The sequence below is a fragment of the Streptomyces sp. NPDC111516 genome, from assembly GCF_055635345.1.
In genome coordinates this window covers 17,879-40,608 of the sequence record NZ_JBVKBV010000010.1, presented here as the reverse complement: position 1 = coordinate 40,608, position 22,730 = coordinate 17,879, and the positions used below count along the sequence as shown (strand labels likewise).

General features: G+C 69.8%; 20 protein-coding genes and 1 pseudogene. 2 read left to right on the top strand and 19 right to left on the bottom strand.

Going from position 1 to position 22,730, the window contains the following annotated elements; all coding sequences use genetic code 11:
• Window positions 1-22 precede the first annotated feature (22 nt).
• From ACZ7L9_RS20290 to ACZ7L9_RS20200, 19 genes and pseudogenes are all read right to left on the bottom strand, one after another.
• A complete protein-coding gene (locus ACZ7L9_RS20290; protein ID WP_471416616.1) occupies window positions 23-190 on the bottom strand; it encodes a DUF6126 family protein in 168 nt (55 codons plus the stop codon).
• Window positions 191-221: 31 nt separating this feature from the next.
• Entirely contained in the window at window positions 222-830 is a 609-nt protein-coding gene (locus ACZ7L9_RS20285; RefSeq protein ID WP_471416614.1) for a helix-turn-helix domain-containing protein, read from the bottom strand.
• Between the two features lie 76 nt (window positions 831-906).
• Entirely contained in the window at window positions 907-2,304 is a 1,398-nt protein-coding gene (locus ACZ7L9_RS20280) for an aspartate aminotransferase family protein (RefSeq protein WP_471416612.1), read from the bottom strand.
• The gene (dxs, locus tag ACZ7L9_RS20275) at window positions 2,301-4,202 is read right to left on the bottom strand and encodes a 1-deoxy-D-xylulose-5-phosphate synthase (protein WP_471416609.1); all 1,902 of its coding nucleotides are present in this window, start codon (window positions 4,200-4,202) and stop codon (window positions 2,301-2,303) included. The genes ACZ7L9_RS20280 and dxs overlap by 4 nt, the downstream gene beginning before the upstream one ends.
• A gap of 26 nt (window positions 4,203-4,228) precedes the next feature.
• Window positions 4,229-4,570 (bottom strand): annotated as a pseudogene (locus ACZ7L9_RS20270) (flavodoxin-dependent (E)-4-hydroxy-3-methylbut-2-enyl-diphosphate synthase); the annotation flags it as partial.
• Window positions 4,571-4,713: 143 nt separating this feature from the next.
• The gene (gene hpnH, locus ACZ7L9_RS20265) at window positions 4,714-5,733 is read right to left on the bottom strand and encodes an adenosyl-hopene transferase HpnH (RefSeq protein ID WP_471416607.1); all 1,020 of its coding nucleotides are present in this window, start codon (window positions 5,731-5,733) and stop codon (window positions 4,714-4,716) included.
• A 5-nt stretch (window positions 5,734-5,738) separates the two neighbouring features.
• Window positions 5,739-6,398, bottom strand: a complete 660-nt coding sequence (locus ACZ7L9_RS20260; protein WP_471416605.1) for a phosphorylase family protein — start codon at window positions 6,396-6,398, stop codon at window positions 5,739-5,741.
• On the bottom strand, window positions 6,398-8,398 hold the full coding sequence (gene shc, locus ACZ7L9_RS20255) for a squalene--hopene cyclase (RefSeq protein ID WP_471416603.1): 2,001 nt from the start codon (window positions 8,396-8,398) through the stop codon (window positions 6,398-6,400). The genes ACZ7L9_RS20260 and shc overlap by 1 nt, the downstream gene beginning before the upstream one ends.
• Before the next feature lie 107 nt (window positions 8,399-8,505).
• Window positions 8,506-9,606 carry a polyprenyl synthetase family protein gene (locus ACZ7L9_RS20250; RefSeq protein ID WP_471416601.1) on the bottom strand — a complete coding sequence of 367 codons (1,101 nt, stop codon included), beginning with the start codon at window positions 9,604-9,606 and terminating at the stop codon, window positions 8,506-8,508.
• A complete protein-coding gene (gene hpnE, locus ACZ7L9_RS20245; protein WP_471416599.1) occupies window positions 9,603-10,991 on the bottom strand; it encodes a hydroxysqualene dehydroxylase HpnE in 1,389 nt (462 codons plus the stop codon). The genes ACZ7L9_RS20250 and hpnE overlap by 4 nt, the downstream gene beginning before the upstream one ends.
• A 118-nt stretch (window positions 10,992-11,109) precedes the next feature.
• Window positions 11,110-12,030 carry a presqualene diphosphate synthase HpnD gene (gene hpnD / locus ACZ7L9_RS20240; RefSeq protein ID WP_471416597.1) on the bottom strand — a complete coding sequence of 307 codons (921 nt, stop codon included), beginning with the start codon at window positions 12,028-12,030 and terminating at the stop codon, window positions 11,110-11,112.
• A gap of 29 nt (window positions 12,031-12,059) precedes the next feature.
• Window positions 12,060-12,980, bottom strand: coding sequence for a squalene synthase HpnC (hpnC, locus tag ACZ7L9_RS20235; RefSeq protein WP_471416595.1), 921 nt, complete (start codon window positions 12,978-12,980; stop codon window positions 12,060-12,062).
• A 446-nt stretch (window positions 12,981-13,426) separates the two neighbouring features.
• Entirely contained in the window at window positions 13,427-14,212 is a 786-nt protein-coding gene (locus tag ACZ7L9_RS20230) for an ABC transporter ATP-binding protein (protein ID WP_471416593.1), read from the bottom strand.
• Window positions 14,205-15,134 (bottom strand): ABC transporter permease, encoded by a 930-nt coding sequence (locus ACZ7L9_RS20225; protein ID WP_471416591.1) that lies wholly within the window; start codon window positions 15,132-15,134, stop codon window positions 14,205-14,207. Before ACZ7L9_RS20225 ends, ACZ7L9_RS20230 begins: the two co-directional genes overlap by 8 nt.
• A gap of 107 nt (window positions 15,135-15,241) precedes the next feature.
• On the bottom strand, window positions 15,242-16,114 hold the full coding sequence (locus ACZ7L9_RS20220; RefSeq protein ID WP_471416937.1) for a glycosyltransferase family 2 protein: 873 nt from the start codon (window positions 16,112-16,114) through the stop codon (window positions 15,242-15,244).
• Between the two features lie 8 nt (window positions 16,115-16,122).
• A complete protein-coding gene (locus ACZ7L9_RS20215; protein WP_471416589.1) occupies window positions 16,123-16,902 on the bottom strand; it encodes a CDP-alcohol phosphatidyltransferase family protein in 780 nt (259 codons plus the stop codon).
• Window positions 16,880-17,941 (bottom strand): iron-containing alcohol dehydrogenase family protein, encoded by a 1,062-nt coding sequence (locus ACZ7L9_RS20210; RefSeq protein WP_471416587.1) that lies wholly within the window; start codon window positions 17,939-17,941, stop codon window positions 16,880-16,882. The genes ACZ7L9_RS20215 and ACZ7L9_RS20210 overlap by 23 nt, the downstream gene beginning before the upstream one ends.
• Window positions 17,929-18,666, bottom strand: coding sequence for a phosphocholine cytidylyltransferase family protein (locus tag ACZ7L9_RS20205; protein ID WP_327271591.1), 738 nt, complete (start codon window positions 18,664-18,666; stop codon window positions 17,929-17,931). Before ACZ7L9_RS20205 ends, ACZ7L9_RS20210 begins: the two co-directional genes overlap by 13 nt.
• Window positions 18,663-20,435, bottom strand: a complete 1,773-nt coding sequence (locus ACZ7L9_RS20200) for a DUF5941 domain-containing protein (RefSeq protein ID WP_471416936.1) — start codon at window positions 20,433-20,435, stop codon at window positions 18,663-18,665. Before ACZ7L9_RS20200 ends, ACZ7L9_RS20205 begins: the two co-directional genes overlap by 4 nt.
• A gap of 794 nt (window positions 20,436-21,229) precedes the next feature.
• Between ACZ7L9_RS20200 and ACZ7L9_RS20195 the strand changes: the two genes are divergently transcribed.
• Together ACZ7L9_RS20195 and ACZ7L9_RS20190 are read left to right on the top strand one after the other, a co-directional pair.
• The gene (locus tag ACZ7L9_RS20195) at window positions 21,230-22,171 is read left to right on the top strand and encodes a cation diffusion facilitator family transporter (RefSeq protein ID WP_471416585.1); all 942 of its coding nucleotides are present in this window, start codon (window positions 21,230-21,232) and stop codon (window positions 22,169-22,171) included.
• A 74-nt stretch (window positions 22,172-22,245) separates the two neighbouring features.
• Entirely contained in the window at window positions 22,246-22,653 is a 408-nt protein-coding gene (locus ACZ7L9_RS20190) for a hypothetical protein (protein WP_471416583.1), read from the top strand.
• Window positions 22,654-22,730 lie beyond the last annotated feature (77 nt).

Below are 22,730 nucleotides of genomic sequence, written 5' to 3'. Positions count from 1 at the left end.
ACCGCTCGGCAGACAGCGGTGGTCAGCCCTTGCCGGCCACCGCGAAGAGCAGGTAGAGGAAGGCCGCGAAGATGTGTCCGGCAATGAGGTAGGCGAACAGCCGGATCACCACGCCGCGCGGAAACTTCCGCTCCTGGGCTTCGTATTTCTTGTTGGACCCGAGCGGGTCATAGTTTTCTGAATCGGACATGACAGTCCTCTCTGGCGACCGGACGGGCCGGTCAGCGACGGTGGATGCCGCTGCCGAGACACAGCTCGGCGGCGGGGCTCTGCAGCAGGGTGTGGACGAAGAGCAGCTCGGCACCGTCGCGGTCGACGGCCGCGATCCGGTGCGGGGTCAGCGAGTCGAAGTGCGCGCTGTCACCGGGCGCGAGATCGTGCACGGTGTCGCCGAGCGTGACCCTGAGGTGCCCAAGGAGCACGTACAGCCACTCCTCGCCGGGATGAACCCGCACGAGATCACCCTGCGCGCCGTACGGAACCCGGACGCGCAGCGCTTGCATCGCCCTGCCGGAGCCGCCGACCTGCTGGTACATCCAGCCGTCGGCCTCGGCCCCTTCGAACTTCCCGCCGCGGATGATCGCCTCCCGTTCCGGGGGCGTCTCGCCGAGTAGTTCGGAAACCGTCGTACCGTAGATCCTGGCCAGGCCGAGGAGCATCGGCAGCGAGGGCTGCCGACGGCCCGTTTCGAGCCGGGAGAGATGGGCGGGCGAGAGGCCCGCCCGCTGAGCGGCGGTCTCCAGGGTGAGACCACGGCTGCGGCGCAGATCGCGCAGACGTGGTGCGACCCCGGGCAGCTCGTCGACCGGCCCTCCGTCTGGAGTGTTCATGTACCCATTGGGCCAGGAGCTTTCCTCGGAGGCAAATTTCTTACCTCTGAGGCAAGAACCTGATGGATCCCCGGGGTCAGCGGTTGGCGACGGCCTGTTTCACCAGGATCCTGCCGAAGTCCCACATCAGTCCACCCCCGCTGTGTGCGTCGTCCATCACCGCGGTGAACGCCGTCACGAACCGGTCGACCTCCGGCTCCCCGATCACCAGCGGCGGAATCAGCTTGATCACTTCGAGATGGTCGCCGGAGACCTGCGTGAGGATGCGGTGCTTCTTGAGCAGGGGCACCACCACCATCTGCGCGAAGAGCCCCTTGCGGGCCGCCTGCAGCATGGCCCAGCGGCTGCGCAGTTTCAGTGACGACGGCCGGCCGAACTCGATGCCGATCATCAGCCCGCGGCCGCGCACCTCGTGCAGCAGCTCATAGCGGTCGACCAGCGCGGCCAGCCGCCCGCGCAGCAGATCGCCGGTGCGGCGCGCGCCCGCGACGATCTCCTCGTCCTCCATCACCGCGAGGACTGCGAGCCCGGCAGCCATCGCCTGGGCGTTGGAGCCGAAGCTCGCGGAGTGGACCAGGACCCGGTCCATCGACGAGTAGACGCGTCTGAAGATCCAGTCCTTGCCAAGGGTCGCCCCGACCGGCACATAGCCGCCGGAGAGTGCCTTGGCCACACACACCAGATCGGGTTCGACACCCTCCTCGTGCTGGTACGCGTAGAAGTCCCCGGTCCTGCCGAGACCGGTCTGCACCTCGTCGGCGATGAGGAGCGCCTTGTGCTTGTGCAGCAGCTCCTGCGCGGCCCGCAGGAAGCCGGGTGGCGCGGCATGGACGCCTTTGCCCTGGATCGGTTCGACGACCAGTGCCGCCACATCGCCGCGCTTCAGCTCACGCCTCAGTGCGTCGAGATCACCGAGTTCGATGGCGGTGTCCGGCAGCAGCGGGGCGAAGCCGTCCCGGAAGCCGCTCTCCCCGTTGACCGAGAGCGAGCCGGTCGTGAGCCCGTGGAACGCGTGGGTGCAGTAGAGGATCCTGGGCCTGCCGGTGGCGTACCGGGCGAACTTCAGCGCGGTCTCGACGGCCTCCGTACCGCTGTTGCCGAAGAAGACCCGGTCCAGATGCGGGCTGTGGACGAGCAGCTTCTCGGCCAGCAGCCCGGGCAGCGGCTGGCAGTCGAAGCGGGTGAGGTCGGCGAGCGAGGCGTCGAGGACGTCGTGCAGGGCCTTGCGTACGACGGGGTGGTGCCGGCCGAGGCCCATGACGCCGAATCCGGCGAGCATGTCGAGGTAGTCGTTGCCTTCCGCGTCCCAGAAGTGCGCGCCCTCGGCCCGTTCGTAGACCTTGTCGAAGCCGATGGTGTGCAGCATGCGCGGCAGTTGGTGATTGAGGTGTTTCGTGTGCAGCTCGTAGCGCTCCGCGCCGCGCTCCGCGAGGAGCTGCGCCAGATCGAAGCCCTTGGGCCCGTCGTCCTTCATGCCCCGCTCTCCTCGGTCCTTCTCGCTGCTTCCTGGCCGGCCAGTGCGGCGCTGATCCGTCCGGCGATCTCGACCGGGGTGAGCCCGATGTCGGCCAGCACCTCGGCACGCTTGCCGTGGGCGAGGAACTGCTCCGGGATGCCGAAGGTGCGCAACGGTACGTCGGTCCCGGCATCCCGCAGCGCCTGCCCGACCGCTGAACCGACGCCCCCGGCACGGCTGTTGTCCTCGACGACGGCGACCAGCCGGTGCCGTTCGGCGAGCGGGGCCAGCTGTTCGCCGACCGGCTTGACCCAGCGCGGGTCGACGACGGTGCAGCGGATGCCGCGGCCCGCCAGCAGGTCGGCGGCGCCCAGGCAGACCGGGGCGAGCACACCGACGGCCACCAGCAGCACATCGGGATCATCCGCCCGGTGCAGAACGTCCATGGAGCCGATCCGGTCGATGGCCGGGACCGGCTCCCCCACCGACTCCTTGGGAAACCGGATCACGGTGGGGGCGTCGTCGATGTCGACGGCCTCGCGGAGTTCGGCCCGGAGTTCGGAGGCGTCGCGCGGGGCGGCGATCCGCAGTCCGGGGACGACCTGCAGCAGGGACATGTCCCACATGCCGTTGTGCGAGGGCCCGTCGGGTCCGGTGATCCCGGCCCGGTCGAGGACGAAGGTCACCCCGCACCTGTGCAGCGCGACGTCCATCAGCAACTGGTCGAAGGCCCGGTTGAGGAAGGTGGCGTAGACGGCGACGACCGGATGCAGTCCGGCGGTGGCGAGTCCCGCCGCGGAGACCGCGGCATGCTGCTCGGCGATCCCGACGTCCCAGACCCGGTCGGGGAACGCGTCGGCGAACTTGGTCAGTCCGACGGGGTGCAGCATTGCCGCGGTGATGGCCACGACATCCGGCCGCTCCGCGCCGATCGCGGCGATCTCGTCCCCGAACACGGAGGTCCAGGAGGGCGCTTCCGTCGGGACGAGCGGCGCGCAGGTCAGCGGGTCCATCGCGCCCACGGTGTGGAAGCGGTCGGCCTCGTCCCGGAGCGCGGGCGGGTAGCCGCGGCCCTTCTCGGTGAGGCAGTGCACCAGCACCGGGCCGTGGAAGCGTTTCGCCCGGTGCAGTGCGGACTCGACGGCCGCGATGTCGTGCCCGTCGATCGGCCCGACGTACTTGAGCCCGAGGTCCTCGAACATGCCCTGCGGGGCGAAGGCGTCCTTGAACCCCTTCTTCGCGCCGTGCAGCGACTCGTACAACGGCTGCCCGATGACGGGCGTCTGCTGGAGCACTCCCTTGCCCCAGGAGAGAAAACGTTCGTATCCGTCGGTGGTACGAAGAGTGGCGAGGTGGTTGGCGAGGCCGCCGATCGTCGGGCCGTACGAACGCTCGTTGTCGTTGACGACGATGATCAGCGGCCGGTCCCGTGCGGCCGCGATGTTGTTGAGCGCCTCCCAGGCCATGCCGCCGGTGAGGGCACCGTCACCGATGACGGCCACCACATGGTCGCTCCGTCCCAGCACCTGATGGGCCTTGGCGAGGCCGTCGGCCCAGCCGAGGACCGTCGAGGCGTGCGAGTTCTCGATGACGTCGTGCTCGGACTCCTCCCGGGAGGGATAGCCGGACAGGCCCCCCTTGCCGCGCAGCTTGGAGAAATCCTGCCGCCCGGTGAGCAGCTTGTGCACATAACTCTGGTGCCCGGTGTCCCACAGGATGCGGTCCACCGGCGAGTCGAAGGCCCGGTGCAGCGCGATGGAGAGCTCCACCACCCCCAGGTTCGGTCCCAGATGACCGCCGGTCCTCGCCACTGCCCCGACGAGGAACTTCCTGATGTCCTCGGCCAGTTCGTCGAGTTGCGCATCACTCAGCGCCTTGAGATCGTGCGGCCCCCGAATGCTCTCCAGAATCGTCATGCTCGGGCCCCCTCTCTGGTTCTGTTTCAGCTCACGGTGACGGCGGGGACCCCCGATGGTGTCCCTGCGTCGTCCATGCCCTCGGCGATCTTCATGGCTTCCTCGATCAACGTCTCGACGATCTGCGACTCGGGCACGGTCTTGATGACCTCGCCCTTCACGAAGATCCGCCCCTTGCCGTTGCCCGACGCGACACCCGGATCCGCCTCACGGGCCTCACCCGGACCATTGACGACACAGCCCATCACGGCCACCCGCAACGGCACCTCCATGCCCTCAAGACCCGCACTGACCTCGTCCGCCAGCTTGTACACATCCACCTGCGCCCGCCCGCACGACGGACACGACACGATCTCTACGCGTCGTCGTCATCGACTGCACCGACACCGGCGCATCCCCGCCCACCGCCACCGACCCGGCCTGGATGCGCCGCGAGCGGCGGCGCATCGCGAGCGGCCGGGACGGCAGCTCGGGGAGACCCAGTGCGACCGGCTCTCCAGCGGTCATGACGTCACCGGTTCCCGGAGACGGTCTCGCGCGCGGCGCGCAGGGATTCCTTCAGCGATCCCATCGTGGCGAGGACGGCGGTGGGCTCGTAGCCGCAGTGCGCCATGCAGTTGGCGCAGCGCGGGTCCTTGCCACGGCCGTACTTGTCCCAGTCGGTCTCCTCGATGAGTTCCCGGTAGGTGGGGACGTACCCGTCGCTCATCAGGTAGCAGGGCCGCTGCCAGCCGAAGAGCGAATAGTTCGGGATCGCCCACGCGGTGCACGGGAAGTCCGCCTTGCCCTCCAGGAAGTCCAGGAAGAGCGGCGAGTGGTTCAGCCGCCAGCGGGACCGGTTGCCGCCCGCGAACGACTTCTTGAAGAGTTCCCGGGTCTGCTCGACGCCGAGGAAGTGCTCCTGGTCGGGTGCCTTCTCGTACGCGTAGGCGGGCGAGATCATCATCTCGTCGACCTTCAGGTCGTCGTTGAGGTAGTTGAGGACCTCGATGATGGTCTGCGGGGTGTCGGTGTTGAAGAAGGTGGAGTTCGTGGTCACCCGGAAGCCGCGCCGCTTGGCCTCCTTGATCGCCGCCACCGCCTCGTCGAACACGCCTTCCTTGGCAACCGATTCGTCGTGCCGCTCCCGCAGCCCGTCGATGTGCACGGCAAAGGCGAAGAACGGTGAGGGCGTGAATTTCTCGATCTTCTTCCGCAGCAGCATCGCGTTGGTGCAGAGGAAGACATACTTCTTCTTCGCCACCAACTGCCGTACGATTTCGTCGATCTGTGGGTGCATCAGAGGTTCGCCACCCGCGATGGAAACCATCGGGGCGCCCGATTCCAGTACCGCGCCGACAGCCTGGGCCACCGGCATGCGCTGCTTCAGAACTCCGGCCGGATGCTGGATCTTCCCGCAGCCCTCACACGCCAGATTGCAGGCGAACAAAGGCTCCAGCTCGACAATGAGCGGGAATTTGTCCCGCTTGCGGAGCTTCTGTTCAATGAGGTACGTCGCAACCTTGATGGTCTGACGGAGCGGCATGGCCATCTAGCTCACCTCCTGGGGAGCAGCAGAGATCGGTGCCATTCATAGAAAGCCGGTAGGACGGCACGGAGAACACGGAAAGCTGATATTCCACCGCGTATCGTCCCGATGCGGACGAGCTCGTGCTCCGGAGCGTCCACTACCACCCGTACGGCCGCAACCGGGCGTGGCCCGGACCGCAGGGCGGCACGAAGGGTGGCGGCGGACTCCATGTCCACCGCGATCGCTCCGGTGGCCAGCAGTTCGGCCCGCTCATGTCCGCGTACGACATGGGCGGAGCCGGTCAGCGGACCGGTGTGGACGGTGCGGCCGGGCACCGTCCGGGCAAGGGCCTCGGCGAGCAGGTCCGTGCCGGTGCAGGCCGTCGGGTCCCCGGCACTCCGGGTCTCGTCGGCGACCACCAGGTCCCCGGGGTGCATACCGGGTGACAGCCCGGCGCAGAAACCGGAGGCGAGGACCGCCGTGCCGGGTGCCCGGTCCTGACCGAGCGCCTGTGACACGGCCGCCTCGGCGGCCTTGGGGCCCATCCCCGTACGCAGTACGGTCACCGGGCCCGGAGCCGCGCCGGCCCTGCCTCTGCCACTGCGCAGGGCGAACTGCTCGATGCCGAGCGCACAGGCGATCAGCAGCGGCGCTGCAGGGCCGGCCGGCCCCGGACCATCGCCCATCAGGCCCCCTTGCGGACGGCCGTGCGGTCGGCGAAGGGTTCGCCGTGCACGTACCGCCCGAGCGCGGTGAGCGGGAAGACCTGCCGGTAGAGGTGGTAGTTGATGGAGAAGTCCCAGGGGAAGCCGGTGCCGGTGAAGTACGGCTCGTCCCAGGAGCCGTCGGCCTGCTGGGTCTCGGTGAGCCAGCGCACTCCCCGCTGCACGGCCACGCTGTCCCGCCGCCCCGCGGCGAGCAGCGCGAGCAGTGCCCACGCGGTCTGGGACGCGGTCGAGGCGCCGTGCCCGATCCACTTGTCCTCGTCGTACGAGCGCAGGTCCTCGCCCCAGCCGCCGTCGTCGTTCTGTACGGACTCCAGCCAGCCGACCGCCCGGCGGATCGCCGGATGCGTGCCGGACAGCCCGGCGGCCACCAATGCGGGCACCACCGACCCTGTCCCGTAGACGTAGTTGACGCCCCAGCGACCGAACCAGCCGCCGTTCGGGTCCTGTTCGGCCAGCAGCCACTCGATGCCGCGCCGGGTGGCGGGGTGCGCGGACCGTCCCTCGACGGCGAGCATCTCCACCACGTGCCCGGTGACATCCGCGGACGGCGGGTCGATGACCTCACCGAAGTCGGAGAAGGGCAGCCGGTTGGGGAACGGACTGGTGTTGTCCGCGTCGAAGGCGCCCCAGGCCCCGTTGCGGGACTGCATGCCGAGGTTCCAGCGCACTCCACGTCTGATGGCGGCCTCGACCCGTGCCATGTCGGGGTGATGGACCCGACGCAGTGCGAGGACCACCTCCGCGGTGTCGTCGATGTCGGGGTAGTTGTCGTTGTGGAACTCGAACGCCCAGCCACCCGGGTCGAGGCGCGGGCGGCGTACGGACCAGTCGCCGGGCCGGACGATCTCCTCGCCGAGCATCCAGTCCGCGGCCTTCACGAGTGCCGGGTGGTCGGGGCGGACCCCGGCGTCGGCGAGGGCGATGGTGGCGAGGCAGGTGTCCCAGACCGGGGACTGGCAGGCCTCGATCATCCGGGCGCCGTCCTCGCGCCAGACGGCGAACCGGTCGAGCGATTCGAGTCCGGCCCGCATCACCGGGTGGTCCAGGTCGTAGCCGAGCAGGTACAGCGCGATGACGGAGTACACGGCAGGTGGCTGGATGCCGCCCCAGCAGCCGTCGTTCTCCTGGCGTTCGATGATCCAGCGGGCCGCGGCGTTCATGGCGGACCTGCGCAGCTTGCGCGGTGCGATCCGGTGGTAGAGGTGCAGCGCCTTGTCCAGGCGCTGGAAGACACCGTCCCAGCTCACCGCCGGAGCGGTGCGTCCGGGCGGGTTCGGATGACGTGGATCGGTGTGCAGTTCGTCGAGCGCGAAGGGGGCCGGGCGCACCGGCCGCTTCGCCGAGACGATGGTGAGCGGCACGATGGTCTGGCGGGCCCAGCAGCCGAAGTCATAAATGTTGAGGGGGGCCCATTTGGGAAAGAACATCAGCTCGGGCGGCATCTGAGGCAGGTCGTCCCACTTCCACCAGCCGAAGAGGGCGAGCCAGATCCGGGTGAAGACGCGGCTCGCCGCGATTCCGCCTTGTTCCCTGACCCATGCCGAGGCCCGGGCCATGTGCGGTTCGTCCGGCCGGTCTCCGGCCAGCCGCAGTGCCACGTACGCCTCGATGGTGGTGGAGAGCTCGCCGGGGCCGCCGTGGAAGGTGGCCCAGGTGCCGTCGCCGCGCTGTTCGCCGCGGATGAAGCGGCCGGCCGCCTGGACGACCGTCTGATCCTGGATGCCGAGGAATTGACGGAGCATCAGGTCTTCGGCGTCCATGGTGACATTGGTGGCGAGGTCGCCCTTCCACCAGCCCCGCTCGTCCTGCCTGCCGAGGAGATGCTCCACCGAGCGCTCCGCGGCCCGCCGCGCGGCGGCCTGTACGTCGTCCGCGGCGATGGTTGTATCGGTCGGATTGCTGGCCGAGGCTGCGCGGGGGTTCACAGCCCCGGTGCTTCCGTCGGTCGTCGCTGTCATGGCTTCCCCTTCGTGCAGTTCGGTCCTCTGCTGTGCTGGGGTCTCCGTCGGCCGGCGCCCGGACGGGCACCGGCCGGCGACTGCGAGTCATATGGAGCAGATAGTGATCATCTCTTTCGTACGACGACGAAGTCAGCGAGCGCTGTGAGCTGCGCCCGCACGGTGGGCGGCATGTCGACGCGGTGCAGCGCCTCGATGGCGACCGCATGCTGTCGACGGGCCTCCTGGGCGGTCCATTCGCGGCCGCCCGCCTCCTCGATGAGCGCCGCGCGGGCGGCGAACTCCTCTTCGGAGAAGCTGTCGAAATCACTGCTCTTGGCGTCGGCGGCGAGCAGTTCGCCGAGGCGTTCCGAGGCCGGTCCGCCCGCGGCGAGCGCGGCGACGACCGGCAGCGACTTCTTGCGCTGGCGCAGATCGCTCCAGGTCTGCTTGCCGGTGGACTCCGGGTCGCCCCAGATGCCGAGCAGATCGTCGACTGCCTGGAAGGCGAGGCCGAGGTGGTGGCCGTATGCCTCCAGGGTGTCGGCGGTACGGTCGTCTGCGCCGCCGAGGACCGCGCCGATGGAGCAGGCACAGGCGAGCAGGGCGCCGGTCTTGTTGCCCTCCATCTCCAGGCACTCCTCGACGGTGACCCGCTCGCGGTGCTCGTAGGAGATGTCCTGGGCCTGACCATCGATGAGCTTGCGGGTGGCGACGGTCAGCCGACGGGCCGCCCGGCCCGCCTCTACGGTGCCGAGCTCCAGCAGGATCTCGTTGGCGAGCGCGAAGAGCGCGTCGCCGACGAGGATCGCCTGGGCGGGGCCGTGCACCTTCCAGACGGTGTCGCGGTGGCGGCGCTGTTCGTCGCCGTCCATCAGGTCGTCGTGCAGCAGCGAGAAGTTGTGCACGAGTTCGACGGCCACGGCGCCGGGGACGCCTGCCTCGGCGGCGGCGCCGGCCGCCTCCGCGGACAGCAGGGCGAGCGCCGGGCGGACGGCCTTGCCGCCGTCGCCGTCGGAGGGCCGTCCCTGGGCGTCGATCCAGCCGAAGTGGTAGGCGGCGACGGTGTCCATGGGCGGTGCGAGCCGGTCAACGGCGGCCCGGAGCACCGGCGTGGAAAGGGCCCGTCCGCGCTCCAGAAGCGCGGTGACGTCCGTGTCGGCCACGGTGTCGAAAGCCGGATTCGCCGGGGTCACTGACTCTCCTCTTGTTCCGGTGGTACTGCTCATGCCGCCTCCTGCAGCGGATGTTCATGGGAGCGGCCGAGCGCCCGGAGCGCGGCGTCCGCCGCGCTGAACCCGCTGCGGACGGCACCCTCCATCGTCGCGGGCCAGCCGGTGGCCGTCCACGCTCCGGCCAGGCTGAGGCCGGGGGCACGGGTGCCGGCTCCGGGCCGCAGTCGGCCGACGCCGGGGGCGGGGGCGAAGGTCGCCGTGCGCTCCCGGGTGACGAAGAAGTCTCTGATCCCGGCCCCGCGGGCGGCCGGAAGGAGCCGCTCCAGCTCGGGCAGGTAGCGCCCCCGCAGCTCGGCGACGGGGAGGTCGATCTCCTCGTCCGCGGCGGACTGGGACACCGCGAGGTACTGACCGGGGCCGGTGAGGCCCGAGGCGTGCGTACGGTCGAAGACCCACTGGACCGGGGAACCGAGCGCGGCGAAGAACGGGCGGCGCAGCACCTTGCGGTCGTAGACGACGTGCACGTTGAGGATCGGCGAGGTGCCGATGTCGAGCAGCCGCTCCGGCGCGTCGAGCGACCCCGCGGGCAGCAGGTCGTGGGTCTCGCGCTGGGGGACGGCGAGGACGACGGTGTCCGCCTCGATTCGTTCGCCGCCGGCCTCGACGGCCCAACGGCCGCCCTCCGTACGGGTGACGGAGGACGCTCTGGTGCGCAGCTCGGTGCGTACCCCGGCGGAGTCGAGTGCCTTGCGGGCCAGTGTGTCGTGGATCTCCCCCAGCGGCACGCTCGCCCAGCCGATGTCGGCGGCGCCGGGATCGGAGAGGAGTCCGGTCTTGAACACCTTCGCGGCGAGGGCCAGCGAGGAGTTCGGCGCGGTGGCGTTGAGCGTGGCGACGCCGACCAGGTCCCAGAGGGCCTCGATGGTGCGTGGCGACTGGCCGTGCCGGGTGAGCCAGCTGCCGAAGTCGATGGCGTCGAGCGCGGGGTCGTCCGGGTCCAGGCGGCCCAGCGCCAATGCGGCGCGTCCTACGCTCGCCCGCTCGGTGAGCGAGAGGTGCGGATAGCCGACGAGTCCGGCGGCGAGGTGGAACGGCACCGGCAGCGCGTTGCGGCGCAGCCGTCCCAGCCGGGGGCCCGCGGGGCGCCCGACGTCGAGAACGGGCACGTCCAAACGGTTTTGCAGGGGCGCCAGGCGCGTTCCGTCGACGCGGTCGAGGAACCAGCGGTAGGCGGTGCAGCAGCGCAGGTAGACGTGCTGCCCATTGTCGACCGTCAGTTCGCCGCGCCGGAAGGAGAAGGCGAGGCCGCCGAGCCGGGGCCGCCCTTCGAGCAGGGTCACGTCAAGCCTGGCGTCGGCGAGTCGCAGGGCCGCGGTGATGCCGGCGAGTCCACCGCCGATCACGACCGCGTGGGAGGGACGCGGGGCGTCGTTCGTCATGCGCCCTCCTTTCGCCGGGTCACTTCAGTCAGAGACGCGTCAGTACACCAGAGGGTTGACCACCGACGGAAGCGCGTTTCCGTGCCGCACGTGGTGCGAGAAATGTCCGTACGGTGCATCAGACACGCCCCCGGGCCGTCCGGCGGGAGACGTAGCGCGCGTCGAGACCCGAGAGTCCGCGCACCGCCACATACGCCTTCTCGTGGCCCGGCAGCGAGACCCGGCCGCGCAGCACCGCCTCGGGGTCGCGCTCGATCCGGTCCAGCAGCCGGCGGTAGATGCCCGCCATGGCCGCGACGCAGGCGCCGCTGCGCCGGTCCAGCATCGGCAGCAGCCGGTATCCCTCGGCGAAGAGGGTGCGGGCGCGCCGTACCTCGAAGTGGACCAGGCCCGCGAAGTCCGCGCCGGGCGGCGGAGTGGCCCGGTGGAACCCGGCCGAGCAGCCGAACTTGGCGAGGTCGTCGGCGGGCAGATACGTACGCCCGTTGCCGGCGTCCTCGCGGACGTCGCGCAGGATGTTGGTCAGCTGGAGCGCGAGGCCGAGCGTGTCGGCGTACTCCGCTGCCCGGTCGGCGCCCGGAGCGCCCGGTTCCGTACCGAAGACGCCCAGGCTGAGGCGGCCGATGGCGCCCGCGACGCAGCGGCAGTAGACCTTGAGGTCGTCCCAGGTCTCGTACGTCGCCCCACGCACATCCATCAGCACACCGTCGATGAGTTCGTCGAGCCCACCGAGCGGGAGCGGGAATCTGCGCGCGGCGTCGGCGAGCGCGACGGCCACCGGATCGGTGTCGTCCTCGTCGATCGCGCCGTCGCGGATCCGGCCCAGAACGGTGCGGGTGCTCTCCAGGCGGGTCCGCTTGATCTCCGGCTCCAGCTCGCCGTCACCGATGTCGTCGACGCGCCGGGAGAAGGCGTACAACGCCGACATGGCCTGCCGCTTCTCGGCCGGCAGCAGCCTGATGCCGTACGCGAAGTTACGCGCCTGCTGTCCGGTGACCGCCTCGCAGTAACTGTATGCGGCCTGTACCGGTGCCGACATATACGTCGTCTGTCCCTCCACGGTCCGGCTCACCCCTCTCTACGCGCTCTTCGCAAGACAACTCCCACCTCGCGCAGCAGGCTGGGCTTGGTGGGCTTGGGCGGTCCGGGCAGTACGTCGAACCCGGCGGCCGCGATCGCGGTGAGGGCGGCACGCCCCCCTCCCACGAATCCGGCGAGAAGCAGCTTGAGCCTGCCGTGGACGCTACCCACCAGGGGGGTGCCCTCATTCAGCAGTTCCCGAGCGCGTTCTGCTTCGTACGCAACCAGCGAACGCACCGATGCGCCCCCCGAGGGGGCGGTCAGATCGGTTTCGCGGACGTGGAACCGGGCCATGTCGTCCGCGGGCAGGTAGATCCGGTCGGCGGCCAGGTCCTCGGCGATGTCCTGGAGGTGCTCGACGATCTGCAGGGCCGTGCAGACGGCGTCGGAGCGGCGGATTCGTTCGGGGCTGACGGTTCCGGTGATCTGCAGGACCAGCCTGCCCACGGGATTGGCGGAGAGCTCACAGTAGGCGGCGAGCTCCTCGTACGTCCCGTAGCGGCGGACCTTCTGGTCCTGCCGGTTCGCCTCGATGAGGCCGAGGAAGGGTTCGGGCGTGAGCGAGCAGCGCCGCACGGTGGGGCGCAGCGCGCGCAGCAGGGGGTGGTGCGGGTCCTCGCCCGCTTTGTCGAAGACCCGGTGCAGATCGGCCTCGAAGGCATCGAGCATGGCGAGCCGGTCGTCGGTCTGCTCGGGATCGAGGCCGAGGTGACGGGCGTCCGCACCACCGGGGGTGAGGTCGCCGTCGCCGATGTCGTCGACAAGACGGGCGTAGCCGTAGACGGCCATCAGGTCGTCGCGCCAGGCTCGCGGCAGAAAGAAGGGGGCTACCGGGAAATTCTCGTCAGCGGCCTTGTCGAGGGTGCTGGGCGCGGCGGCATCGTGGTGCGCCTGCCGGGTAGGGGTCACCACCGACCGCCCGGCGCTGGGACGGCGTGAGCACCTCGGAGCTGGAGATTTTCCGTCATAGCCGTCACATCTCCCGTTCTACACTGCTGACCCAAAACATCCCATTCCGGACACGCCGCCCGCTCTGCCGAGTGCGGAGCACGCCGTCGGGCCGTATGGCCAGGCGGTATCGCCCCACTTGCAACGAATCAGCACCGGTACAGCTTACGTTGTACAACGCACATCGATACGTCGGGGTGTTGCGCGCAGAGGAACAACACGCCCCGCCCCGCCAACCTTCCCCGTGCGCAAGGAAATTGACGTCATCCGCCGGGAGGAGATCTTGTCCCGAGCGTACCGCCGGGCGTGCAGGCCGCCCGGCGGGATCCGTGGCCCGGACACCGAGGCGGCCTCCGCCGGAGAGTTCCGGCGGAGGCCGCGACCGTGCCACGGGACCGAAAGACCCGCTATTTGCCGGTCTCGCGCTCGTACGCCTTGAGGACCTCGTCCGTCGGACCGTCCATCAGCAGCTCACCCTTTTCCAGCCAGAGCACCCGGTCGCAGGTGTCCCTGATGGACTTGTTGCTGTGGCTGACCAGGAAGACGGTGCCCGCCTCCTTGCGGAGTTCCCTGATGCGCTTCTCGGAGCGGATCTGGAACTTGCGGTCGCCGGTGGCCAGCGCCTCGTCGATCATGAGGACGTCGTGGTTCTTCGCGGCAGCGATGGAGAAGCGCAGCCGGGCGGCCATTCCGGAAGAGTACGTCCGCATCGGCAGGGTGATGAAGTCGCCCTTCTCGTTGATGCCGGAGAAGTCGACGATCTCCTGGTAGCGCTCGCGGATCTCCTCGCGCGACATGCCCATCGCGAGGCCGCCGAGCACGACGTTGCGCTCGCCGGTCAGATCGCTCATCAGCGCCGCGTTGACCCCGAGCAGCGACGGCTGGCCGTCCGTATACACCTTGCCGTGCTCGGTCGGCAGCAGTCCGGCGATGGCCCGCAGCAGGGTCGACTTGCCGGAGCCGTTCGTCCCGATGAGGCCGATGGCCTCGCCCCGGTAGGCGGTGAAGGAGACGCCGCGGACAGCGTGCACCTTCCGTACGCCGCGCGCCTCGCCCTTGTCGCGGCGCAGTATCCGGCTGAGCGCCGCGGTGGCGCTGCCCTTCCCGCCGCCGGCGCCGTTGACCCGGTACACGATGTGCACGTCGTCGGCGATGACGGTGGGGACGCGCCCTGAAGTGTTGTCGTCAGCCACGGCCGTACCGTTCCTCTGCCTTCCAGAAGTACACGAAGCCCACCAGGCCGACGAGGACCGCCCAGGCGAGCGCCACGATCCAGACGTGCGCCGGCAGGTTGCCCGAGCCGTAGCCGTCGATCAGCGCGAAGCGGATCAGGTCCATGTAGATGGCCGCCGGGTTGTACTGCAGCACATTGGCAATCCAGTCCGGCTTGTCCTTGAGCATCACCGGGATGGAGAACATGACGCCCGACGCGTACATCCAGGTCCGCATGACGAACGGCATGAGCTGGGCGAGGTCGGGGGTCTTGCTGCCCAGCCTGGCCATGATCAGCGCCAGGCCGGTGTTGAAGAAGAACTGCATGGCCAGCGCCGGAACGACCAGCAGCCAGGAGAGACTCGGGTAGCTGCCGAAGGCGATGGCCACGACCGCGAGCACGACCATCGAGTACAGCAGCTGCTGGAGCTGCTGCAGCGAGAACGAGACGGGCAGCGAGGCGCGCGGGAAGTGCAGCGCACGGACCAGCCCCAGGTTGCCGGAGATGGCCCGCACACCCGCCATCACCGAGCTCTGGGTGAAGGTGAAGACGAAGACGCCGGTCACCAGGAACGGAATGAAGACGTCCAGGGTCATTCCCCTCCTGGTCCCCAGGATCAGCCCGAAGATCAGGTAGTAGACGAGAGCGTTGAGCAGCGGCGTGGCCACCTGCCACAGCTGGCCGAGCTTCGCCTGGCTGTACTGTGCGGTCAGCTTCGCTCTGGAGAACGCCAGGATGAAGTGGCGCCGGCCCCAGAGCTGCCGGATGTACTCGAAGAGCCCTGGCCGGGCGCCGCTCACCGTCAGGCCGTACTTGGCGGCCTTCTCGGCCGCGCTCAGGCCGTCGTCGGCGGATGGTGGGGTGCTCAATGCGACCGCACCATCATGGGTTGTGTCACTCACCAGATGAAACTCTCGTATTCAAGATGCGCAGCCAGTCGCGGGCGCGGCTCGGAGCGGACAGGTCCCGTGGAGAAGAAGTACGTCTCATGCTCTCAGAGGAGAGCCTCTCAGATCACGGGAGGTCGACCCAGCCTGGTCAACCGCCATACGGTGCGCCATCTCATCGGACGGCGGGTGCCGCAGGACGTGGACCAGCCTTCCCGGAAGCCGCCGAACCAAGCCTTCAGGGCAGGGCCGGAAGGCTTGCGGAGCAGGGTCAGCAGCATCCACACGCCGAGGTAGACGGGGATCAGCGGCGCGGGCAGGTTGCGCCGGGCCAGCCACACCCGGTTGCGGGCCACCATGCGGTGGTACACCGCGTGCCGCGACGGGGCGGTGGTCGGGTGGTTGAGGACCATGTCCGCGCGGTAGTCGATCATCCAGCCGGCGTCCAGTGCCCGCCAGGCGAGGTCGGTCTCCTCGTGCGCGTAGAAGAACTGGCCCGGCAGCGGCCCGACGTCGGCGATGACCTTGGTGCGTACGGCGTTGGCGCCGCCGAGGAAGGTCGTCACCCGCGAGGAGCGCATCGGGTCGGAGGCCCGCAGCCGCGGCACGTGGCGACGCTGCGTGACACCGGTGTCGGGGTCGGCGATGCGGAAGCTGATGATGCCCAGCTCGGGGTCGGCGTCGAAGGCCTGTCGGCACAGCTCGGCGGTGTCGGTGAGCGGCAGCAGTCCGTCGTCGTCGAGGAAGAGCAGGGCGTCCACATCGGCGCCGGACGGGCCGAAGGCCTCGATCCCGACGTTGCGGCCGCCGGGGATGCCCAGGTTCTCGGGCAGCTCGATGGTGCGTACGCCTGCGGGGACGTCCGGTACGGAGGCGCCGTTGCCGACGACCACCACCTCGATTCGGTCGCCGTCCTGCTCGGCGACCGAATCGAGGAGGGCACGCAGCTCTGCGGGGCGGTTACCCATCGTGATGACGACCGCGCCGAGCTTCATCGGATTGCTCACTTCAGCCTGCTCGACGCCAGGATCGACACGAGGTGCAGCAAGGTCTGCAACAGGGCGATGCCGGCCAGTACCGCGACCATGAGACGGCTGAAGAACAGATCGTCCCTGACCGCGTCGAGGACGGCCGTCACCAGGATCACCAGCGACGCCTCGATGCCGAGGATCAGCCGGTGGAACTTGAGCGCACCGGCGGCCCGGCGAGCGAGCGCCATGCCGGACGAGCGCGGCTCGGAGGCGGCCTCCTTGACCGGCGGCAGACCGCCCTGGTGGCGTGCGACGCCGACGAGGTCGGTCTCGGCCTTGATCAGGATGGCGCCGAGCGCCGCCAGAGTGCCCAGGAAGGCCCACAGCCAGTCGATCCGTCCGGAGCCCCACGGATCGGCGGCGCGCAGGCCGAAGCCGACCAGCACGGCGGCGTCGCAGAGATACGCGGCGACGCGGTCCATGTAGACGCCGCCCAGGGAGAACTGCTTCTTCCAGCGGGCCACCTCGCCGTCGACGCAGTCGAGCAGCAGGTAGAGCTGGACCATGAGAACGCCGAGCAGCGCGCCGGGAATGCCGGGAACGAGCAGCGCCGGCGCGGCGAGCACGCCCGCGACGGTCATCACGTAGGTCAGCTGGTTGGGCGTGACCTTGGTGTTCACCAGGTGCCGGTCCACGCGCAGGGAGATCTCGCGCATGTAGAGCCGACCCGCCCAGTGTTCGCCGCTGCGCCGGTCCTTCACGCCCGGGGGGTGCACGACCGGACGGAGTTCAGCTATGGATGGCTTTTGCATAGTCGGCGTACGCGTCCCTGATCTGATCGGTGGACAGGTTGAGGTGTTCCAGGATGGTGAACCGCCCCGGGCGGGTCTGCGGTGCGTATTCGACGGCCCGGACGAACTCGTCGGTGGTGAACCCGATCTCGTCGGGCATGACCGGCAGACCGTGACGGCGCAGGGTGTCCGCCATGAGCAGCGACTCCTCGCGCGCGCCGCGCAGGTGCATGGCAAAGCAGGCGCCGAGGCCGACCTGCTCGCCGTGGCTGGCGGCGCGCTTGGGGTACAGCAGGCCGAAAGCGTGGTTGATCTCGTGGCAGGCGCCCGAGGCCGGCCGGGAGTCCCCGGCGACGGACATCGAGATGCCGGTCAGCACGAGGCCCTCGGCCAGCACCTTGAGGAAGGCGTCGTCGCCGATCCCGCCGGGGTGGCGCAGCACGGCCTCGCCGGCCTGGCGGGCCATGGCGGCGGCGAGTCCGTCGATCTCCTCGCCGTTGACCTCGTGGGCGAGTTCCCAGTCGGCCACGCAGGAGATGTTGGAGACCGCGTCGCCGATGCCGGAGCGCACGAAGCGGGCCGGTGCCTGGCGGACGATGTCGAGGTCGATGACCACGGCGATCGGGGTGGGGACTCCGTAGGAGCCCCGGCCGTTGTCGTTGTCCAGCGTCGCGACGGGTGAGCACAGGCCGTCGTGCGCGAGGTTCGTCGCCACCGCGACCATGGGCAGCCCGACCCGCGCCGCCGCGTACTTCGCCACGTCGACGATCTTGCCGCCGCCGAGGCCGACCACGGCGTCGTACTGATTGCCCTTGATGTCGTCGGCCAGCTTGACCGCCGAGTCGAGGGTGCCGTCGGCCACGGAGTACCAGTGGGCGCCGGGCAGCGCGGGGGTCAGCCGCTCGCGCAGGGCGCGCCCCGAGCCGTCGCTGATCGCGACGGCGAGCTTGCCGGAGGAGGAGATCCGCTGGTCCGCGAGGAGGCCGGCCAAGTCGTCCAGGGCGCCCCCACGGATGTCGACGACGACCGGGGACGGAATGAGCCGGGTCAGTACTGGCACGCGATCTCACGGCCCTTCGCGAGGTCGTCGTGGTTGTCGATCTCCACCCACGTCACTTCGCCGATGGGGGCCACGTCGACGGTGAAGCCGCGGTTCACGAGCTCCTGGTAGCCGTCCTCGTAGTAGAGGTCGGGGTCGCGCAGATACGTGGCCTTCAGGGCGTCCGCGAGCTCAGCGGCGGCCTCCGGCTCGATGAGGGTGACGCCGATGTACTCGCCGGTCGCGGTGGCCGGGTCCATCAGCTTCGTGATGCGCCGCACACCCTTGTCGCCCTCGGTGATGACCTTCATCTCCTCGTCGGCAAGGTGCTTCACCGTGTCGAGGGCGAGGATGATCTTCTGACCGTTGCCGCGGGCGGCGAGCAGGGTCTTCTCGACGGAGACCGGGTGGACGGTGTCGCCGTTGGCCAGGATCACGCCGCGCGTCAGGACGTCACGGGCACACCACAGGGAGTAGGCGTTGTTCCACTCCTCGGCCTTGTCGTTGTCGATCAGGGTGAGGGTGACGCCGTACTTGGCCTCCAGCTCGGCCTTGCGGTCGTACACGGCTTCCTTGCGGTACCCGACGACGACGGCGACCTCGGTGAGGCCTATCTCCGCGAAGTTCGCCAGCGTGAGGTCCAGCACCGTCTTCTCGCCGTCGACGGGCACGAGCGCCTTCGGGAGCGTGTCGGTGTAGGGGCGCAGACGCCGTCCTGCACCGGCTGCCAGTACGAGGCCGATCATGCGGGTTCTCCTTCGTCGTGAACGGCGGGTGCTCCGGAGGACACCCAGAAGCGGATGGACTCCACGAGGACCACCAGTGCCACAGCCGCTGCGAGAGCGGTGAGTGCCACGGTGAAAGCTGAATGCCGGGTGAATACGGCGGCGAGTACGGCCACCACCAGGGTGCGGCCCTCGTGCCCGCCGATCGTGCGTACCAGCCACTGGGGCGGCGCGCCGGTGCCGCCGCGGATGCGGTACACGGTGTCGTAGTGATGGTAGGCGACGGCCGAGACCAGCCCGAAGGCTGCGGGAAGGGCTCCCGGGACATCGCTGCGGGCGGCGAGAACGAGGACGGTGCAGTACTCCGCCGCCCTGAATATCGGCGGTACGAGCCAGTCGAGAGCGCCCTTGAGGGGGTGGGAGACCGCCAGGCCGGAGAACATCGCATAGACCACTGCCGCGAGGATGGTGTGCCAGCTGCCGAAGGGCTGCGAGAGCGCGGAGGCGATCATGAGCGCCCCGGCGAGCAGCGCCATGACGGGGGCGCTCCAGGTGTCGCTGAGCCGGGGTCCGACCGTCGCCACGGTCTGGGCCAAGGGGCCGGAGTCGGCGAGGTCGGCGAGGGCCCGGGCGGCGCGGTCGGTGCGTCGGGCCTTACGGGTCACTGAACGCAGCAGGCGGCCCGCGGTGGTGTAGCAGGCGGCGAAGGCGCAGCCGATGAGCAGGGCGTAGAAGACGATCCGGGGCGTGGTCACCGCGGTCAGTACCGCGATCATCGCCCAACGCTCGCCGATCGGCAGCACTATCATCCGGCGCAGCCAGACCGTCCAGCCGACGCTGTCGAGCCGGTCGGAGAGGGCTGCCGTGGGGCTCGAATTGGCCACCGCGTCGTGGTTGGCCTCGTTGAAAGAGAAGTCGATGACATGGCGGCAGGCCTGGAGCACCATCGCGCCGAGGGCAAGTGCCCAGACGTCGTCGCCGCCGCGGGCGGCGCCGAGTGCGAGGCCCGCGTAGTACGCGTACTCCTTCGCCCGGTCGAAGGTGGCGTCCAGCCAGGCGCCCATCGTCGAGTACTGCAGCGAGTAGCGGGCGAGCTGCCCGTCGGTGCAGTCCAGGACGAACGAGAGGAGCAGCAGCAGTCCGGCGGCGACGTAGCCGCCGCGGGTGCCGGTCGCCGCGCTGCCCGCCGCGATCAGCGCGGTGAGCAGTGACGCGGTGGTGACCTGATTCGGGGTGAGGCCGCGACGGGCGCACCAGCGGGCGATGTAGCGGGAGTACGGGCTGATGAAGAACGTGGTGAAGAAGCCGTCGTGGGCCTTCACGGCGCTGCGCAGCCGTACTGCCTCGTCGTCGACCGCGGCGAGGTCGCTCTGCGCTGCGGCACGCGAGGATTCGTCGGCCGGTACGGCGGCGACCAGCGAGCCGAGCTCGGGGCGCTGCACAGCGGTGCCTTCGGCGTCCATGGTGACGGCAAGGCGGCCCGGCACGGTGCGGTCGGTGACCGTCGCCGTGGTGCCCGGACCGGTCGGGACGCCCGCGCCGACGGCTGCGGCGGTGGTGCTCAAGGCCCGAACGAGCGCGGAGCGCGCCTCCGGCTGCGCGGTGAGCGCGCCGGGCACGGCGGCGGCGGGGAAGCGCGGGTCGGTGAGTCCGAGCCGGAGGGCGTGGACGTGGCCGACGAAACGGGGGTCGACCAGTGCGACGCGACGGTCGGCGGGGACATCGGCGAGCAGCCGTGCGGCCTCGGTCACATCGGCGGCGACCTGTACGTCGAAGCCCAGCGACCGCAGATCGTCCGCGAGCGACGATCCGGGTACCGGTGCACCGGTGAGGATGGCGGTCGACAGACGAACTCACTCCTTGGTGCTGACGGGGTCGGCGCGCGACAGTACGGCCCAAAGGCGGGCCGGCGGCACGTCGGCAGAGGCTATCGGATGAACGGAAGTGGGAGTTCACTGCCCGTTTGTGCTCCGTTCGGGGTGGACCGGCATGATGCGGCGCCGCCCGCGATCATCATCGTCGATCCCGGCCTCACCTGACAAAACGCGGTGGCGCGGGCCCAGGGCCTCTCGTCCGGATCAGGACCGGAGGGCAGACCCTCGGGTGACCCGTCCCGGCGGCTGTGCCGCTGATCCGGGCTCGGTGGCCGACCGGGTACCGGCCGCCGAGTACGCCGTGACCGGTGTGACACATCTCCATTCCATGGCGCGGCCCTCGTCGACGCGCATCTCGCCGTCACCCGGCCCGGGAAGCCGGAGGTCCACGCGCGCCACCCCGGCGATGCGGCGAAGGCCGTGGCGTCTGCCGTCCGGATGTCCGGGGAGCCGGGCCGGGCGGCCCGGCGCGGGGTACCCGAAAGGGGGCATTTCGGGCTGGGAAGGCTGGTGTCCGCGCCATCCCGGGGCACGCGGCAGCTGAGCCGTCAGCGATCGCCCCACAGCTCTGACCTGCAACCATTTCCGCAGGTCAGAGCATATGACAACGGTGTTCAGTGCCGTGTTGCCCGATACCCCCCACCCGTAGTTGACTGGCAGTGCTCGGGCGGATCGCGTCCGAGTCCGCGCGACGACCGGGAGGCGTCCCCATGGGGGCAGGGCACGACCACGGGCACACACACGGCGGGCCGCCGCCGACCGGCACGGCAGCCGCCGCGTACAAGGGACGGCTGCGGATCGCGCTGTGCATCACGCTCACCGTGACGGTCCTGGAGGTCGTCGGCGGACTGCTCTCCGGCTCCCTCGCCCTCATCGCCGACGCGGCCCACATGGCGACCGACGCCCTGGGCCTGGGCATGGCGCTGCTGGCGATCCACTTCGCCAATCGGCCGGCCGGACTCAACCGCACCTTCGGCTTCGCCCGCGCCGAGATCCTCGCCGCTCTGGCCAACTGTCTGCTGCTGCTCGGCGTGGGCGGCTATCTGCTCTTCGAGGCGGTCCAGCGCTTCATCACCCCGGCCGAGACGAGGGGCGGGCTGACGATCACCTTCGCCCTGGTCGGCCTGGTGGCCAACGTGATCTCCCTGTCGCTGCTGCTCCGCGGGCAGAAGGACAGCATCAATGTGCGCGGCGCCTATCTGGAGGTGCTCGCGGACACGCTCGGCTCCTTCGCCGTGCTGCTCTCGGCGGGAATCATCCTGGCCACCGGCTGGCAGGCCGCCGACCCGATCGCCTCGCTGGTGATCGGCCTGATGATCGTCCCCCGTACGGTGAAGCTGCTCCGGGAGACCCTCAATGTCCTGCTGGAGGCGGCGCCCAAAGGCGTCGACATGGGTGAGGTGCGGGCCCACATCACCGCTCTGCCCGGGGTGCTGGGCGTCCATGACCTGCACGCCTGGACGATCACGTCGGGGATGCCGGTGCTCTCCGCCCACGTGGTGGTGCGCCAGGACATGCTGGACTCGATCGGCCACGAGAAGCTGCTCCATGAACTGCAGGGCTGCCTCGGCGTCCACTTCGACGTGGAGCACTGCACCTTCCAGCTGGAGCCGAGCGGCCATGCCGAGCACGAGGCCAGGCTCTGCCATTGAACTGCCGTTCAGCACCGACATGTAGGGTGTCCGGCGAGGCGAATTCCTCGTGTCCGAGAGAGGAACCGAGGTCGATGACCGTCGCGACGGCGCCCGCCCGGCGCAGCATCCGGTCCGTCCTCATCTTCCGGGCCCTCGGCCAGGGTCTTTCGTTCGGATCAGACCGGATCAGGGAGCGGGGTCCGGTGCCGTGCATCGCAGCGGCCGCCGACGCGTCGGCTCCCGGCATGGAACGGGCGCTCCCGGCGACCCACGAGGAGTCGGCCATGCGGCGCGATCACGGTACGGAGTACGGCTACGTACTGCGCCCCGTCGACCCACGCCGGGCCACCCGGCCGGAGACGGCGGCGGATGTGGCGGCCGTGCGCGCGGTCGACACCGCCGCGTTCCCGACGCCGGACGCGATGATGGCCCTGGCGCTCGACGACTCCGTGCCGGTGCCGCACGGCACGATCCGCTGCCCGTCGGCCTTCGGCGTCTGACGTGGACGTGCATGTCCGGCCCGGCCGCGCCACGGGGCACGGCAGGGCCGGACATGCAGGACCCGAAGTGCGGACAA